A 16335-nucleotide genomic window follows, 5' to 3' on the forward strand; every position below is an offset into this window, starting at 1 on the left:
TGATTCAGTGGGTTTTATTGCCGCGCTGTACTACCCTTTGCCAATAAACTTTCCATCTCATTCGCGTCATGACCTCGTTCAGTGACAGATGCCAGAGTTAAGGGTTGTCTATGGATATCAGCGCACCGAATCATCTCATCACGCGTCAGGGCGCCTTGTTGACGCACAGCCTGCTGGCGGCGATGGCGGTATTTTTACTGGCATTGCTGTGCCTGACGCTGTCGAACGAATCCAGCCACTTTACCCCGCTGTGGTTCCCCACTGCCGCCATTATTGCCGTACTGTTCCGCCACTCGCCACGCCAATGGGGGTTACCGCTGCTGGTATGCGGGGTTGGCATCGTGGCCGCCAGCTTCACGCTGTTCGGCTTTAGCTGGTTCCCGGTAAAACTGACCCTGATCAACCTGCTGGAAGCCGTGGTCTGCACCCTGCTGTTGCGCCGCATGCTGCTGCAGGACGATCCGCTGAACAGCCTGGCCAGTTGGCTTAAATTTGTCGTCTGCGCGGTGATATTCACCCCTTTGTTCAGCGCCCTGCTGGCCGCCTGGTGGGTTCCCGCCCCGGGTCACCCTTTCTGGCACCCCTTCAGTACCTGGTTTATTTCAGAAGCTATTGGCGTCCTGTCGCTGACGCCCATCGGGCTGGTCTATCGCCGTCGCATGCTGGATACGCTGAATCTGTACACTCTGCTGCTGACGTTGATAGTCGCGCTGACCTTTAGCTATCTGGCGCTGAGCTACCTGCCCTTTCCGTTCACCTTCGTCATTCTGCCGCTGCTGTGGGCGGCAATCGCGCTGCCGCGGCTCGAGGCTTTCGTCATCTGCTTTTGCACCACGCTGATGATCACCGTGATGATTTCCATCGGGTTGCTGCATTTTCATGCGCCCACCGGTCCGTTCAGCGATATCGAGATTTACCTGCCGATCCTGTTGATTTTGATCCCGGCGCACTCGATGGCCATGGTGATGCACGCCTTCCGGGTGGAGAAACAGCATATCGTCGAGAGTGAAACTCGCTTTCGTAATGCGTTGGAATATTCGGCCATCGGCATGGCGCTGGTGTCGCCGCAGGGGAAATGGCTGCAGGTCAATCAGGCGTTGTGCAAACTGCTCGACTATACCCCGGAGGCTCTGCGGCGCCTGACTTTCCAGGAAATCACACACCCGGACGATCTGAACGCCGATCTGACGCAGCTGCACGATCTGCTCGATGGGCATATCAGCAGTTACACCCTGGAGAAACGCTATATTCGCAGCGACGGCGAGCACGTCTGGGCGCTACTGGCCGTATCGCTGGTGCGCGATGCCGAAGGGCTGCCGCTGTATTTTATTTCGCAGGTAGAAGACATCAGCGAATTGAAACGCACGGCCGCAGAGAACCATCGACTGATGGAGCGCATTACGCTGGCGAATAAAGTGGGCGGCATCGGCGTTTGGGAATGGATGATGCACGGCGAAGAGCTCACCTGGGACAAGCGTATGTTTGAACTTTACGACCTCAGCCCGGACCAGACGCCAACGTTTTCGCTATGGCGGACGCTGCTGGTACCGGAGGATCGTGAACGCACCGACCGTGAGATGGCCACATTGTTGAAGCGGCCGGGCCCCTTTGTTCTGGAGTTCCGACTGCTCACCCGCGAGGGAAAAGTGCGGCATATCCGCGGCCAGGGTAACGTTATTTTAGACGCTCAGGGTCTGCCGCTGCGCATGATCGGCACCAATATCGACATGACGGAAGTCCGTAATCTGACCGAAGCACTGCACGAAGAAAAAGAGCGCCTGCACATTACGCTCGATGCGATCGGCGAAGCGGTGATATCCACCGACGACGAAATGCACATTACCTTTATGAACCCGGTGGCCGAACAAATGTGCGGCTGGCCGCTCAGTCTGGCGATCGGCATGCCCGTCGCCGGCGTGGTTCGAATGACCAACGGCAAAGACGGTGAAGAGGTAGAAAACCCGATCCAGTGCTGCCTGCAGGAAAACCGGCAGCTGTCCCCAGACTATGCCCTGGTGCTGCATGGTCGCGACGGTCGCTGTTTTGACATCCAGCAGTCGGTATCACCATTGAAAACGATCGACGGCAACGTCATGGGCGCGGTGATGGTACTGCAGGATGTCACGGCCTCGCGCGAACTGATGCAGAAGTTGAGTTACAGCGCGTCCCACGATGCCCTGACCACGCTGCCCAATCGCACCAGTTTTGAAAAGCGCCTGAAGGCCGCTATTGCCAACGCCACTGAAAAACGACTGCAGCACGCGCTGGTGTTCCTCGATCTCGACCGTTTCAAGGCGGTCAATGACAATGCCGGCCACGCCGCGGGCGACGCGCTGTTGAAAGATCTTTCCCTGTTGATGCGGCACCATCTGCGTAACAGCGACTGTCTGGCCCGGCTTGGCGGCGATGAGTTCGGGCTGATCCTGTTCGACTGCACGCGGGAACAGGCCCAGTCGCTGATACAGCAATTGGTTAATCACATCAGCCAGCACCCGTTCTTTTGGGAAGGGAAGATTTACCACGTCGGCGCCAGTGCAGGCGTAACCCGTATTGATGCCGATGCCGGCAAGAGCAGCGAGCTGCTGGCGCAGGCGGATATTGCCTGTTATACCGCCAAGCATCGCGGACGTGGCCAGGTTTATCTCTATGAGGCGCGTCAAAAAATGATCCTGGAACGTCAGCATGAACTGCTGACGCGTCAGGAAGTGACGGACATCATCAACGATGGGCAATTGTTGCTGCATGTCAGGGCGGTCGCACCGCCAAAAACGCCGCTGGCGGTCTGTTTCTATCAGTTGAAACTGCAGGTGAGGGATCAGGACGGTCAGGCGCTGGCGAGCGACGATTTTATCTCCGCTGCCCGGCTATACGATCTGACGCAAGAGGTTGACCGCTGGATCATCGGGCAGATTTTGACGCAGCGCGCCCCTGATATTGCCCGCAAGGGGTTGTCCATCGCGCTGCCGCTGACAACCGACAGCCTGCTGGACGCCAGCTTCCAGGACGATCTGCTGGCAGCGCTGGACGCCTCCCCCTTGCAACCAGGAGCATTGCTGCTGGCGGTCGATGATGTGGTGGTGCTGGAGCACGCCGGTATTTGCAGGCCGTTCCTCCAGCAGTTGCAGCAACGGGGCTGCAAGCTGATCGTTAACGGTTTTGGGCACAGCCTCAACGCCTTTGACGAGTTGCATGGCCAAAAGATTGACTATATCCGCGTCGACGAACGCTTCATCACCAACGTGCACTGCAACCAGATGGACGAACTGATGGTGTCGATGCTCAATGGGGCGACGCATCGGGTGCACGCCCAAACGCTGGCCGGCCCGGCACACCAGCAGATAACGCTGAACACCCTGCAGGCGATTGGCATCGATCTGTCGGACGGCGACGCCATCGCACTGGAACAATCGCTGACGGAACTGCTCAGCGGCGGTTACTTTGGTATCCGCTAGTCGCCATTCCCAGCAACATCCCCCTGCCTTTCGAGCGGCGGCCTCGCCGCCGCATCTCATCCATTCTGCTTTTTTTGCTTAGCCCGCCTGAGGTTAGTGGTATAACTAACAGGTCAAAGTTAATCGCTTGCATAACACCTCGATACGGAAATCAGCATGCGAATTAATTTTTTCCTCTCTCAATACACCTAATTGTTCAGGGATGAATGGCTATGAAAAAAGAGTGGTTTGCCGCCAGAGAGCTGACCGGCATTGCAGGACTGCCCTCCTCGCCACAGGGCATCAATTTAATGGCCCGCCGCGAAGGCTGGATCAGCCGCCGGCGCAAAGGCGTGCAGGGCAAAGCGGTGGAATACCACATCAACAGCCTGCCGATCGGAGCGCGCAGCTTACTGATACTGCAAGAAGATCCTGCTGAATATCAGGTTGAACGCCAAGATCCGCTGGCAGTGTGGATTGAGTATTACCATCATCTGAGTGAAAGCGAGCGCGAGAAGGTACTGAGCTTCCTGATGCGCGAAGGAATAGACGGCCTGCTGACGCGCATTGCTGCCAAAGACTAGCCCGTCGCCGCTACCCGACAGCCTCCGTTGACGGCGCCCAGCCATCGTTATGCCACAGATGCAGCGTGGCGTAGGAACGCCAGGGTCGCCAGCTTTCAGCATAGCGCTCAATCTGGCGTGGCGTCATGCCGGGAAAACGCTGTTTGATCAGATAATCCCCCGCCAGGAACACGTCCGGCCACGACCAGGCTCGCATGGCGATATAGCTGGCGGTCCAACTGCCAATCCCCGGTAGCGCAGTCAGCGCCTTGATCCCCTGCTCAATATCCAGCACGTTCTCCAGTTGCAACCGCCCTGCGGTCACCGCCTGCGCAATACCGATTAACGCCGCCGCTCGTTTTAACTGCACCCCCAGCGGGCGTAGCGCCTCAGGCTGTAATCGCGCAATCTGTTCGGCAGTGGGAAAGACGTGGGTAATGCCACCGTAGGGCTGTTCCAGCGGGGTGCCCCAAAGTTCAGCCATCCGTCCGGCAAAGGTCGCCGCCATTTTGACGCTGACCAACTGCCCAAGCACCGCGCGGGTCGCCTGTTCGAATGCGTTGACGCAGCCCGGTAGCCGCAGGCCCGGCGCCTCGGCAGCCAACGGCCCCAATGCCTGAGCGATAAGGTCCGGCGCGGCGTCGAGATCAAACAGTTGGCGAGTGCGGCGCAGCACTTCCGTCGTCACCCGGCTCAGGGAAGGTGCAATTTCCACCCTTACCCGATTATGCGCCTCTTCCGGCTGCACGCTGACCCAGCCACGATATTCGATGCCGCCCTGAGTGATGGCTATCGCCCGCAGGTACTGTTGCCCCTCCACCCGCTCCACACCGCTCACCGCACGGGTTTGCAAAAAACCCAGCATGCGCGACCAGTCATAGGGCGGTCGATAGCCCAGATGAAACACCAGCCCGCTGGCGACGGTACGTTCGTTACGGCCACTGCTGCTGCGCAGTGCCGAGGGGACCAGCCGGTAGCGCGCCTTGAACAGTTCGTTAAAACGCCGCAGGCTGCCGAAACCGGCGGCAAAGGCCACCTCACTCAACGGCATATCAGTATCCGCCAGCAGGCGTTTGGCCTGCAACAACCGGTGCGACTGGGCATAATCAATCGGCGAGGCGCCAAACTGATCGGCAAAAATACGCCGCAGGTGGCGATCGGAAATGCCTAGCCGCGTTGCCAGTTGCTCGCAGCTGTGCTCCGACAGATACCCCTGCTCGATCAACTGCACCGCCACCTGAGCATAGCGATTGCCGAGATCGATCAATGCCAACCCCGGCGCCAATTCCGGCCGACACTTCAGGCAGGGGCGAAACCCCGCCAGTTCCGCCGCCGCCGCGCTCGGGTAAAAGGTGCAGTTTTCAATTTTTGGCGTACGGGCGCTGCACACCGGGCGACAATAAATACCGGTCGACGAAACGCCGACGAAGAAGCGACCGTCAAATTTGCGATCGCGCGCACTCAGTGCTTCATACAACGCCTGCTGTTGGTTTTTCATAGCCACGCTCGGGGTCAGTTTTTTGTGCATTATGCGACTCGATGGGTGCGCTGACGTGCGGGATTCGGACATTAAGTTAAGCATGCTAGCGCCGTCGCCGCTAAATTTTTCGTCAGTTAAGCGCTCTCAGATTGCCCAGGGGCCGAGTCTCGGGTAAAGTCGCCCCCCTTCATTGGCATGGGGATAGAGAAAAGACATGTTTATTGGATTTGACTACGGAACGGCCAACTGTTCCGTCGCAGTGATGCGAGAAAATGGCCCCGAGCTGCTGACGCTGGAAAACAACGAGCCCTATCTGCCGTCGATGCTGTGTGCTCCGACGCGCGAAGCCGTCAGCGAGTGTTTGCACCGCCACTGGCAGGTGCCGACCGCCAGCGAGGAAAACCAGCAACTTCTGCGCCGGGCAATCAACTATAACCGCGAAGAAGATATCCCGGTCGCCAGCGACAGCGTGCTGTTTGGCCTGCAGGCTCTGGCGCACTACGTTGAAGATCCGGAAGAAGTGTATTTTGTCCGCTCCCCGAAATCCTTCCTCGGCGCCAACGGCCTGAAACCACAACAGATCGCGCTGTTTGAGGATCTGGTGTGCGCCATGATGTTCCACATCAAACGTCAGGCGGAAAACGTACTGCAAGACAGCATCAGCCAGGCGGTGATCGGCCGTCCGATCAACTTCCAGGGCATCGGTGGCGAAGAAGCCAACCGCCAGGCGCAGGGTATTTTGCACCGCGCTGCCGAGCGTGCAGGCTTTAAAGACATTGAATTCCAGTTCGAACCGGTCGCTGCAGGCCTGGATTTCGAAGCGACCCTGGAAGAAGAAAAAACCGTGCTGGTGGTGGATATCGGCGGCGGGACAACGGACTGTTCGGTGCTGTTGATGGGGCCGCAATGGCGTGACCGTGCCGATCGCCAACAAAGCCTGCTGGGCCACAGCGGTTGCCGCGTTGGCGGTAACGATCTGGACATCATGCTGGCGTTCAAACAGTTGATGCCGCTGTTCGGTATGGGTGGCGAAACTGAAAAAGGCATCGCTTTGCCTGCGTTGCCTTACTGGAACGCGGTAGCCACCAACGACGTTCCGGCGCAGATCGACTTTTACAGCGCTGCCAATGGCCGCATGCTGCGCGATTTGATCCGCGATGCCGCCGAGCCTGAAAAAGTTAAACGCCTGCTGAAAGTGCATCAGCAACGCCTGAGCTACCGTCTGGTTCGCGCCGCGGAGGAGAGTAAAATCGCCCTGTCGGCACAGCAAAACATCAGCGCTCCGCTGGCCTTCGTCCAGACTGATTTGGCAGAAACCATCAGCCAGGATCAGCTTGCCGAGGCCATCTCACAGCCGCTGCTGCGCATTCAGGAACAGGTCAGCGCCGCGCTGGCCAGTAGCCAGACCGCACCGCAGGTGATTTATCTCACCGGCGGCAGCGCACGTTCCCCGCTGTTGCGCGCCGCGCTACAACAGCAGTTGCCGGGCATTCCTATCGTCGGCGGCAACGACTTCGGCTCGGTCACCGCCGGGCTGGCTCGCTGGGCGCAGACGCTGTTCCGTTAACGGCACTAGGGCGCGGTAGCTCAATGCCGCGCCCTGCCGCCAAGCCATTCGCTGCGAAATCAGGTACTGTATCGGCTGGAAGCATAATCATGGCAGGAACAACAATGCTGATCGTTCTTTCCGGGCTGCCAGGCAGTGGTAAAACTACGCTCGCACGGGCGCTGGCTCGGGCATTACCGGCAATGCATCTGCGCATCGATACCCTTGAACAAGCCATCCGTAACAGTGGCTCCCTGGCCGATGACGTCGGCCCCGCCGGGTATTTTGCCGCTTATGGCGTTGCCGAAGACAACCTGCGTCTGGGCCACTGGGTGATTGCCGACTCGGTCAACCCGTTGCCGGTCACTCGCGAAGCCTGGCATAACGTCGCACAACGGGCTGGTGTAGCCTGCATAGATTTTGAGGTGGTTTGCTCAGACAGTGCCGAACACCGTCGCAGGGTTGAAACCCGCGACGGGGACGTTGCCGGACTGCGCCTCCCTAACTGGCACAGCGTCACCCGCCACGATTACCTACCCTGGCATACCCCGGTGGCCCGTATTGATACCGCAGGCCAGCCAGTGGAAGCCAGCGTGGCTCAGTTGCTGTCCTTGATTAACGCCGTCGGCAACTGAGCAGGTCACCAGGCGCTGGCGTCGTTCAGGATGCGGATATCCTCGGCATCCAGCCGCAGTCGGGTAGCGCTGATCAGCTCATCCAACTGCTTTAGCGACGTGGCGCTGACGATCGGCGCGGTGATGTCCGGCCGCGCTATCAGCCAGGCCAGTGAAACCTGCGTTGGCGAGGTGTGGTGTTTTTCCGCAACCCGATCCAGCGCAGCCAAAATCTTGAAACCGCGTGGATTAAGGTATCGCTCAACGATGGTGTCACCACGTTGGCTCTTGCCGATATCTTTTTCACTGCGGTATTTGCCGGTCAGGAAACCGCTGGCCAGCGAGAAGAAGTTAATCACGCCCAATCCATGGCGCTGCACCACCGGCGCCAGGCTGCGTTCATACTCCTCACGCGCATAAAGATTGTACTCCGGTTGCAGGGTCTCATAGCGCGCCAACCCATTCTCTTCACTGACTTTCAATGCCTCCTCCAGACGATCGGCCTGATAGTTGGAAGCGCCTATCGCCCGCACCTTACCGGCCTTGATCAAGCCGTCGAACGCCGCCAGGGTTTCCGCCAACGGCGTGTCCCGGTCGTCGTCGTGCGATTGATAAAGGTCGATATAATCGGTCTGCAAACGCCGCAGTGAATCCTCTACCGCCTGCTGGATATAGCGTGGTGACAGCCCCTGCTTACCCTCGCCCATCGGCTTGCCGACTTTGGTAGCGATGATCACCTGGTCACGCTTGCCGCTCTTTTTTAGCCACTGGCCGATGGTGGTTTCCGATTCACCGCCCTGATTGCCCGGCACCCAGCTCGAGTACACGTCGGCGGTATCGATAAAGTTGAGCTGATTTTCCACCAGCGCATCCAACAGGCTGAATGAAGTTTCGCGATCCGCCGTCCAGCCAAACACGTTACCGCCGAAGGTCAATGCCGGCACTTTGATGCCCGAACGGCCCAGTTCTTTATGACTCATTGCATGCTCCATGGAGTTGATGATTCGCAGGATAATTATTAGCGCGAAAGCAGGAAATCCGCTAAAACGCATTCGCTATAAGCCGGATGGCAACGCTTATAAACATAGCATGATCAAATCTACAACTTATTCGGACAATGCTGACGGTTCCTCCATATTTCCTTCATTTTTATGCCGTCTTTCCTCGCTAAACTAGTATTCTGTAAGGAGTGTAACTTTTTTGGCAATGAGTGCCCGCACGCCTGCCTTTTGGAGAGATTTTCGCCACCATGAATGCAAAAAACCCACGTCGTTCACTGTTACTGCGCCTGTTGGTGGTGGTTATTGTGGCTATTGCCGCCGTGCTGATTTGGCGTCACTTCAGCGCTCCGCAGCCGGCCGACAATGCTGCCCCTGGGGCGCGTCACGCCGGTGGGGGCAAAGCGGCGGCAGGCGCAGGACGACGGGGAGCGCCAATGTCACCGGTACAGGCTGCGACCGCCACACAGCAAACGGTGCCGCGTTACCTTTCCGGGCTGGGCACGGCTACCGCCGCCAACACCGTGACCGTCACCAGCCGGGTCGATGGCCAACTGATGGCGATCCACTTCACCGAAGGGCAACAGGTCAAAGCCGGCGATTTGCTGGTTGAAATTGACCCGCGTCCGTTCCAGGTACAGCTGGCTCAAGCGCAGGGACAACTGGCCAAAGATCAGGCCACCCTCGCCAATGCCCGGCGCGATCTGGCACGTTATCAGCAACTGGCCAAAACCAATCTGGTGTCGCGGCAGGATCTGGACACTCAGCTGTCGCTGGTGCAACAGACCGAAGGCGCAATCAAAGCCGATCAGGGCTCCGTCGACAGCGCCAAGCTGCAAATCACCTACAGCCGTATCACCGCACCAATTGACGGTCGTGTCGGTCTGAAGCTGGTGGACGTCGGTAATTACATCACCAGCGGCAGCACCACCGGCATTGTGGTGATCACCCAAACTCACCCTATCGATGTGGTATTTACCCTGCCTGAGGCTACTATCAGCGATTTGATCAAAGCGCAAAAAGCTGGCCCGGTCAGCGTCGAAGCCTGGGATCGCACCAACCAAAATCTGCTGTCGACCGGTTCACTGCTGAGCCTGGATAACCAGATCGACACCACCACCGGCACCATCAAACTGAAAGCGCGCTTCACCAACGAGGACGACGCGCTGTTCCCCAACCAATTTGTTAATGCACGCCTGAAAGTGGCAACGCTGCTGGATGCGATCGTTATCCCTACGGCGGCCTTGCAGATGGGCAACGAAGGCAACTTCGTCTGGACCCTGAGCGAAGATAACAAGGTCAGTAAACATTTGGTGACCACCGGCGTGCAGGACAGCCAAAAAGTGGTGATTAACGCCGGGCTGAACGCTGGTGACCGGGTGGTGACCGACGGCATAGATCGCCTGACCGAAGGCATGCAGGTTGAGGTGGTCACGCCGCAGGCGGCTTCTGCGGCCGGCAAACCAATCCACTCACCTCGCACCCAGGGGAAATCCTGATGCAGGTGATGCCACCGAACGCCGGCGGCGGTCCATCCCGCCTGTTTATACTGCGGCCGGTTGCCACCACGCTGTTGATGCTGGCGATCCTGCTGGCGGGGATCATCGGTTATCGCGCTCTGCCGGTCTCCGCCCTGCCGGAGGTCGACTATCCGACCATTCAGGTGGTCACGCTGTATCCCGGAGCCAGCCCGGACGTGGTCACCTCGGCGATCACGGCTCCGCTGGAGCGTCAGTTTGGCCAGATGTCCGGCCTCAAGCAGATGGCATCGCAAAGTTCCGGTGGCGCCTCGGTCGTCACCTTGCAATTCCAGCTTGAGCTGCCGCTCGACGTCGCCGAACAGGAAGTGCAGGCGGCAATCAACTCCGCCACTAACCTGTTACCGAACGATCTGCCCTACCCGCCGATTTACAGCAAGGTTAACCCGGCCGATCCACCGATCCTGACGCTGGCCGTGACCTCCAGCGCCATGCCGATGACCCAGGTGGAAGACATGGTGGAAACCCGTGTCGCGCAGAAAATATCGCAGGTCACCGGCGTCGGACTGGTGACCATTTCCGGTGGCCAACGGCCGGCAGTCCGCGTGAAGCTCAATGCGGCGGCCGTTGCCGCCTACGGTCTGGACAGCGAAACCATCCGCACCGCCATCAGCAACGCCAACGTCAACTCTGCCAAAGGTAGCCTGGACGGCCCGACGCGTTCGGTCACCCTTTCGGCCAATGACCAGATGAAATCAGCCGACGACTATCGTCAGCTGATTGTCGCTTACCAGAACGGTGCGGCTATCCGCCTGCAGGATATCGCCACCATCGAACAAGGCGCGGAAAATACCCGGCTGGCGGCCTGGGCCAATAAGCAGCCGGCCATCGTGCTCAATATTCAGCGCCAGCCAGGCGTAAACGTCATCACCACCGCCGACAGCATCCGCGAGATGCTGCCTCAGTTGATTAAAAGCCTGCCCAAGTCGGTCGACGTCAAGGTGCTGACCGATCGAACCACCACCATTCGCGCCTCGGTCAGCGACGTGCAGTTCGAGCTGCTCTTGGCGGTAGCACTGGTGGTGATGGTGATTTACGTGTTCTTGCGCAATGTCCCGGCCACTATTATTCCCAGCGTCGCCGTACCGCTGTCGTTGATCGGTACCTTCGCCGCCATGTACTTTTTGGACTTTTCGATCAATAACCTGACGCTGATGGCGCTGACTATCGCCACCGGTTTTGTGGTCGATGACGCCATCGTGGTGATCGAGAACATTTCACGCTATATCGAAAAGGGCGAGAAACCGCTCGACGCCGCCTTAAAAGGCGCCGGCGAAATCGGCTTCACCATTATTTCACTGACCTTCTCGCTGGTAGCCGTGCTGATCCCCTTGCTGTTTATGGGTGATATCGTTGGCAGGTTGTTCCGTGAATTTGCCGTGACGCTGGCGGTGGCAATTTTGATTTCGGCGGTGGTTTCGCTGACGCTGACGCCGATGATGTGCGCACGCATGCTGAGCCACGAATCCCTGCGCAAGCAGAACCGTTTTTCCGCCGCTTCTGAACGCTTCTTTGACCGGGTCATCGCCCGCTACGGCAAATGGCTGAAAACCGTGCTGAATCATCCCTGGTTGACGCTAGGCGTGGCGTTCAGCACGCTGGTGCTCACCGTCTTGCTTTACCTGCTGATCCCGAAAGGATTCTTCCCGGTACAGGACAACGGCATTATTCAGGGCACGCTGGAGGCGCCGCAGTCGGTGTCGTTCAGTAATATGGCCGAGCGCCAACAGCAGGTGGCGGCAGAAATCCTCAAGGATCCGGCAGTGGAGAGCCTGACGTCGTTTGTTGGCGTCGATGGCAGCAACGCCACGCTCAACAGCGGCCGGTTGCAAATCAACCTCAAACCCTTGAGCGAACGCAGCGACCGTATTCCGGCCATCATCACTCGTCTGCAGCAGCAGAGCGCACAGTTCCCCGGCGTGAAGCTGTATTTGCAACCGGTGCAGGATCTGACCATCGACACCCAGGTCAGCCGCACCCAGTACCAGTTTACCCTGCAGGCCATGTCGCTGGACGAGCTCAGCCTGTGGGTACCGCAGCTGATGGCGGAATTGAAACAGGCACCGCAGTTGGCGGACGTCACCAGTAACTGGCAGGATCAAGGACTGGTGGCCTACGTGAACGTCGATCGCGATTCGGCTTCCCGCCTCGGTATTAGTATGAGTGACGTGGATAACGCCCTGTACAACGCTTTCGGCCAGCGGTTGATCTCCACCATTTACACCCAGGCCAATCAGTACCGGGTGGTGCTGGAACATGACGTCAGCACCACGCCAGGGTTGGCGGCGCTGAGTGAGATCCGCCTGACCAGCAGCAACGGCACCATCGTGCCGCTGAACACCATTGCCAAAATCGAAGAGCGTTTCGGACCGCTATCGGTCAATCATCTCGATCAGTTCCCGGCGGCCACCATCTCCTTTAACGTGGCCGGCAATTATTCGCTTGGGGAAGCGGTCGACGCCATCACCCTGGCGGAAAAAAACCTCGATATGCCGAAAGATATCACCACCCAGTTTCAGGGGGCGACGCTGGCGTTCCAGGCGGCGTTGGGGGGGACCCTGTGGCTGATTCTGGCGGCGGTGGTAGCGATGTATATCGTGCTGGGCGTGCTGTATGAGAGCTTTATTCATCCGGTTACCATTCTTTCTACCTTGCCCACCGCCGGGGTCGGTGCCTTGCTGGCACTGATGATGGCTGGCAGCGAACTGGATGTGATCGCCATCATCGGCATCATCTTGCTGATCGGCATCGTGAAGAAAAACGCCATCATGATGATCGACTTCGCGCTGGCCGCCGAACGTGAGCAAGGTATGACGCCGTACGATGCGATTTATCAGGCCTGCCTGCTGCGTTTCCGGCCGATACTGATGACCACGCTGGCGGCATTGCTGGGGGCACTGCCGCTGATGCTCAGCACCGGCGTCGGCGCGGAACTGCGACACCCGCTCGGGGTTTGCATGGTCGGCGGGCTGGTAATGAGCCAGATCCTGACGTTGTTCACCACCCCGGTGATCTACCTGCTGTTTGACAAGCTGGCGCGTAACACTCGCCGGCAGCCGGATGTGCAGGAGCTGCCGTGAAATTCTTCGCCCTATTCATCTACCGACCGGTGGCCACCACGCTGCTGACGTTGGCAATTGCCATCAGCGGTGTGATTGGTTTTAGCCTGTTGCCAGTATCGCCGCTGCCACAGGTCGACTATCCGGTGATTTCGATCAGCGCTTCGTTGCCGGGTGCCGATCCGGAAACCATGGCCTCGTCGGTGGCTACGCCGCTGGAACGCGCTCTGGGCCGGATAGCCGGGGTCAATGAAATGACCTCGATGAGTTCACTCGGCAGCACCCGGGTCATTTTGCAGTTCGATCTCGACCGTGATATCAACGGCGCGGCCCGTGACGTGCAGGCGGCGATCAACGCGGCGCAAAGCCTGTTGCCCACCGGCATGCCGAGCCGCCCGAGCTACCGTAAGGTCAATCCGTCAGATGCGCCAATCATGATCCTGACGCTGACCTCCGACACCTACAGCCAGGGCCAGCTTTACGACTTCGCCTCGACTCAGCTGGCGCAAAAAATCGCCCAGACCGAAGGGGTGGGCGACGTCTCGGTGGGCGGCAGTTCACTGCCTGCGGTGCGGGTCGAACTTAACCCAAGCGCGCTGTTCAATCAGGGGATATCGCTCGATGCGGTGCGCCAAACCATCAGTGATGCCAACGTACGCAGGCCGCAGGGTTCGTTAGACAATCAGCAGCAGCGCTGGCAGATCCAGGCTAATGATGAATTGAAAACCGCCGAGGCTTATCGCCCGCTGATTATCCACTACAACAACGGCGCGGCGGTGCGCCTGAGTGACGTGGCCGAGATCAAAGACACGGTACAGGACGTACGCAACGCCGGGATGACCAACGCCAAACCGGCGATTATTCTGGCCATCAGCCGGGCGCCGGACGCCAACATCATCGAAACCGTCGATCGCATTCGCGCCGAATTGCCCGCCTTGCAAGACAACATCCCGGCGTCCATTCAGCTGAATATCGCGCAGGATCGCTCGCCAACCATCCGTGCTTCGCTGGCGGAAGTGGAACAGTCGCTGGTGATCGCCATTGGGCTGGTGATATTGGTGGTGTTCATCTTCCTGCGGTCCGGGCGCGCGACGCTGATCCCGGCGGTGGCAGTACCGGTGTCGCTGATCGGCTCTTTTGCCGCGATGTACCTGTGCGGCTTCAGCCTGAATAACCTGTCGCTGATGGCGCTGACCATCGCCACCGGCTTTGTGGTCGATGATGCCATCGTGGTGCTGGAAAATATTTCGCGCCACGTCGAAGCCGGCATGAAACCGCTGAACGCCGCGTTGCAGGGGGTTCGGGAGGTCGGCTTTACCGTGCTGTCGATGAGCGTGTCGCTGGTGGCGGTATTTATCCCGCTGCTGTTGATGGAAGGCCTGCCCGGCAGGCTGTTCCGCGAGTTTGCCGTCACTCTGTCAGTCTCGATCGGGCTGTCGTTGATTATCTCTCTGACGCTGACGCCGATGATGTGCGCCTACCTGCTGCGTCACCAGCCGCCGCGAGCGCAGCGGCGCATTCGTGGTTTCGGTAAAATGCTGCTGGCGCTGCAAAAAGGCTATGGACGTTCGCTGAGCTGGGTGCTTGGCCATTCACGCTGGGTATTGGCCCTATTTCTCGCCACCATTGCGCTCAATGTCTGGCTGTATATCAGCATTCCGAAAACCTTCTTCCCGGAGCAGGACACCGGCCGACTGATGGGCTTTATCCAGGCAGACCAGAGCATCTCCTTTCAGGCTATGCGCGTTAAGCTGGAAGATTTCATGAAGATCGTGCGTGAAGATCCGGATGTGGAAAACGTCACCGGTTTCACCGGCGGTTCACGCACCAACAGCGGATCGATGTTTATCTCGTTGAAACCGCTGTCGGTGCGCAGCGACGATGCACAGAAAGTGATCGCCCGGTTGCGTGCCCGGTTAGCGAAAGAACCGGGAGCCAGTCTGTTCCTGATGGCGGTGCAGGATATCCGCGTCGGCGGCCGGCAGGCTAACGCCAGTTACCAGTACACGCTGTTGGCGGACGATCTCGCCGCGCTGCGCGAATGGGAACCGAAAATCCGTATTGCGCTGGCTGCACTGCCAGAGCTGGCAGACGTCAACTCCGATCAGCAGGACAAAGGTTCAGAAATGGATCTGGTTTACGATCGCGAGACCATGGCCCGTTTGGGTATTTCGGTTTCCGATGCCAACAACCTGCTGAATAACGCCTTTGGCCAACGTCAGATTTCGACTATCTATCAACCGCTCAATCAGTACAAAGTGGTGATGGAAGTCGCTCCCCCATACACCCAGGACGTCAGCTCACTGGACAAAATGTTTGTGATCAACAAAGACGGCAAGGCAATCCCGCTGTCCTACTTTGCCAGTTGGCGCCCCGCCAATGCACCGCTGTCGGTCAATCATCAGGGTCTGTCGGCCGCGTCGACTATTTCGTTTAACCTGCCGGATGGCGGCAGCCTGTCGGACGCCACCTCCGCCGTAGAGCGAACCATGACGGCGCTCGGCGTGCCTTCCACCGTACGCGGCGCTTTTGCCGGGACCGCCCAGGTGTTCCAGGAAACGCTGAAATCTCAGTTGCTGCTGATCGCCGCCGCCATCGCTACTGTGTATATCGTGCTGGGCATTCTTTATGAAAGTTACATTCATCCGCTGACCATTCTGTCCACCCTGCCTTCCGCCGGGGTGGGTGCCCTGCTGGCGCTGGAGCTGTTCGGTGCGCCGTTCAGCCTGATAGCGTTGATAGGCATTATGCTGTTGATCGGTATCGTGAAGAAAAACGCCATCATGATGGTCGATTTTGCCCTCGACGCGCAGCGCAATGGCGGCATCAGCGCACATGACGCCATTTTCCAGGCGTGCCTGCTGCGATTCAGGCCGATCATGATGACCACCCTGGCGGCGCTGTTTGGCGCATTGCCGCTGGTGTTGACTCACGGCGACGGCGCCGAGCTGCGTCAACCGCTTGGCATCACCATCGCCGGCGGCCTGATCGTCAGCCAGCTGTTGACGCTGTACACCACCCCGGTGGTGTACCTGTATTTTGACCGGTTGCAGATGAAATTCCGTCGCGGCAAGAAACTGGATCCATTGCCCCAATAATGGCCACC

Annotated in this window: 9 protein-coding genes; 7 read left to right on the top strand and 2 right to left on the bottom strand. The window is 58.7% G+C overall.

Features of this window, described 5'->3' with window-relative positions:
* Positions 1-110: 110 nt before the first annotated feature.
* Both AAZT04_RS14490 and AAZT04_RS14495 read left to right on the top strand, forming a co-directional pair.
* Positions 111-3452: a diguanylate cyclase gene (locus AAZT04_RS14490; RefSeq protein ID WP_434680608.1), complete on the top strand. Its 3342-nt coding sequence runs from the start codon at positions 111-113 to the stop codon at positions 3450-3452.
* 212 nt (positions 3453-3664) lie between these two features.
* Positions 3665-4015, top strand: coding sequence for a DNA-binding protein (locus tag AAZT04_RS14495; RefSeq protein ID WP_261157381.1), 351 nt, complete (start codon positions 3665-3667; stop codon positions 4013-4015).
* Positions 4016-4025: 10 nt separating this feature from the next.
* Here AAZT04_RS14495 and alkA read toward each other — a convergent pair whose 3' ends face one another.
* Positions 4026-5522: a DNA-3-methyladenine glycosylase 2 gene (gene alkA / locus AAZT04_RS14500; protein ID WP_142814654.1), complete on the bottom strand. Its 1497-nt coding sequence runs from the start codon at positions 5520-5522 to the stop codon at positions 4026-4028.
* A gap of 166 nt (positions 5523-5688) precedes the next feature.
* Between alkA and yegD the strand changes: the two genes are divergently transcribed.
* Together yegD and AAZT04_RS14510 are read left to right on the top strand one after the other, a co-directional pair.
* On the top strand, positions 5689-7041 hold the full coding sequence (gene yegD / locus AAZT04_RS14505; protein ID WP_020828087.1) for a molecular chaperone: 1353 nt from the start codon (positions 5689-5691) through the stop codon (positions 7039-7041).
* A gap of 89 nt (positions 7042-7130) precedes the next feature.
* Complete coding sequence (locus AAZT04_RS14510; protein ID WP_115058291.1) at positions 7131-7655, top strand: AAA family ATPase; 525 nt, start codon at positions 7131-7133, stop codon at positions 7653-7655.
* Positions 7656-7660: 5 nt separating this feature from the next.
* On the opposite strand, the gene AAZT04_RS14515 is transcribed toward AAZT04_RS14510, so the two are convergent.
* On the bottom strand, positions 7661-8614 hold the full coding sequence (locus AAZT04_RS14515) for an aldo/keto reductase (RefSeq protein ID WP_115058290.1): 954 nt from the start codon (positions 8612-8614) through the stop codon (positions 7661-7663).
* A gap of 269 nt (positions 8615-8883) precedes the next feature.
* Here AAZT04_RS14515 and AAZT04_RS14520 point away from each other — a divergent pair, with 269 nt between their 5' ends.
* The 3 genes from AAZT04_RS14520 to mdtC are packed head-to-tail and all read left to right on the top strand — an operon-like array spanning position 8884 to position 16327.
* Positions 8884-10131 carry an MdtA/MuxA family multidrug efflux RND transporter periplasmic adaptor subunit gene (locus AAZT04_RS14520; RefSeq protein ID WP_041415587.1) on the top strand — a complete coding sequence of 416 codons (1248 nt, stop codon included), beginning with the start codon at positions 8884-8886 and terminating at the stop codon, positions 10129-10131.
* On the top strand, positions 10131-13250 hold the full coding sequence (locus AAZT04_RS14525; protein ID WP_046372940.1) for an MdtB/MuxB family multidrug efflux RND transporter permease subunit: 3120 nt from the start codon (positions 10131-10133) through the stop codon (positions 13248-13250). The genes AAZT04_RS14520 and AAZT04_RS14525 overlap by 1 nt, the downstream gene beginning before the upstream one ends.
* On the top strand, positions 13247-16327 hold the full coding sequence (gene mdtC, locus AAZT04_RS14530) for a multidrug efflux RND transporter permease subunit MdtC (protein WP_434680612.1): 3081 nt from the start codon (positions 13247-13249) through the stop codon (positions 16325-16327). The genes AAZT04_RS14525 and mdtC overlap by 4 nt, the downstream gene beginning before the upstream one ends.
* Positions 16328-16335: the final 8 nt, after the last annotated feature.

It is taken from the genome of Serratia sp. Je.1.23.a, assembly GCF_051129805.1.
GTDB classification, from domain to species: Bacteria; Pseudomonadota; Gammaproteobacteria; order Enterobacterales; family Enterobacteriaceae; genus Serratia; species Serratia liquefaciens.

What these genes read in the sequence shown, in the direction of transcription:
- AAZT04_RS14515 (WP_115058290.1), bottom strand. Translation starts at nt 8,614, where the DNA reads ATGAGTCATAAAGAACTGGGCCGTTCGGGCATCAAAGTGCCGGCATTG.
- alkA (WP_142814654.1), bottom strand. Translation starts at nt 5,522, where the DNA reads ATGCACAAAAAACTGACCCCGAGCGTGGCTATGAAAAACCAACAGCAG.
- AAZT04_RS14495 (WP_261157381.1), top strand. Translation starts at nt 3,665, where the DNA reads ATGAAAAAAGAGTGGTTTGCCGCCAGAGAGCTGACCGGCATTGCAGGA.
- AAZT04_RS14525 (WP_046372940.1), top strand. Translation starts at nt 10,131, where the DNA reads ATGCAGGTGATGCCACCGAACGCCGGCGGCGGTCCATCCCGCCTGTTT.
- AAZT04_RS14520 (WP_041415587.1), top strand. Translation starts at nt 8,884, where the DNA reads ATGAATGCAAAAAACCCACGTCGTTCACTGTTACTGCGCCTGTTGGTG.
- AAZT04_RS14490 (WP_434680608.1), top strand. Translation starts at nt 111, where the DNA reads ATGGATATCAGCGCACCGAATCATCTCATCACGCGTCAGGGCGCCTTG.
- yegD (WP_020828087.1), top strand. Translation starts at nt 5,689, where the DNA reads ATGTTTATTGGATTTGACTACGGAACGGCCAACTGTTCCGTCGCAGTG.
- AAZT04_RS14510 (WP_115058291.1), top strand. Translation starts at nt 7,131, where the DNA reads ATGGCAGGAACAACAATGCTGATCGTTCTTTCCGGGCTGCCAGGCAGT.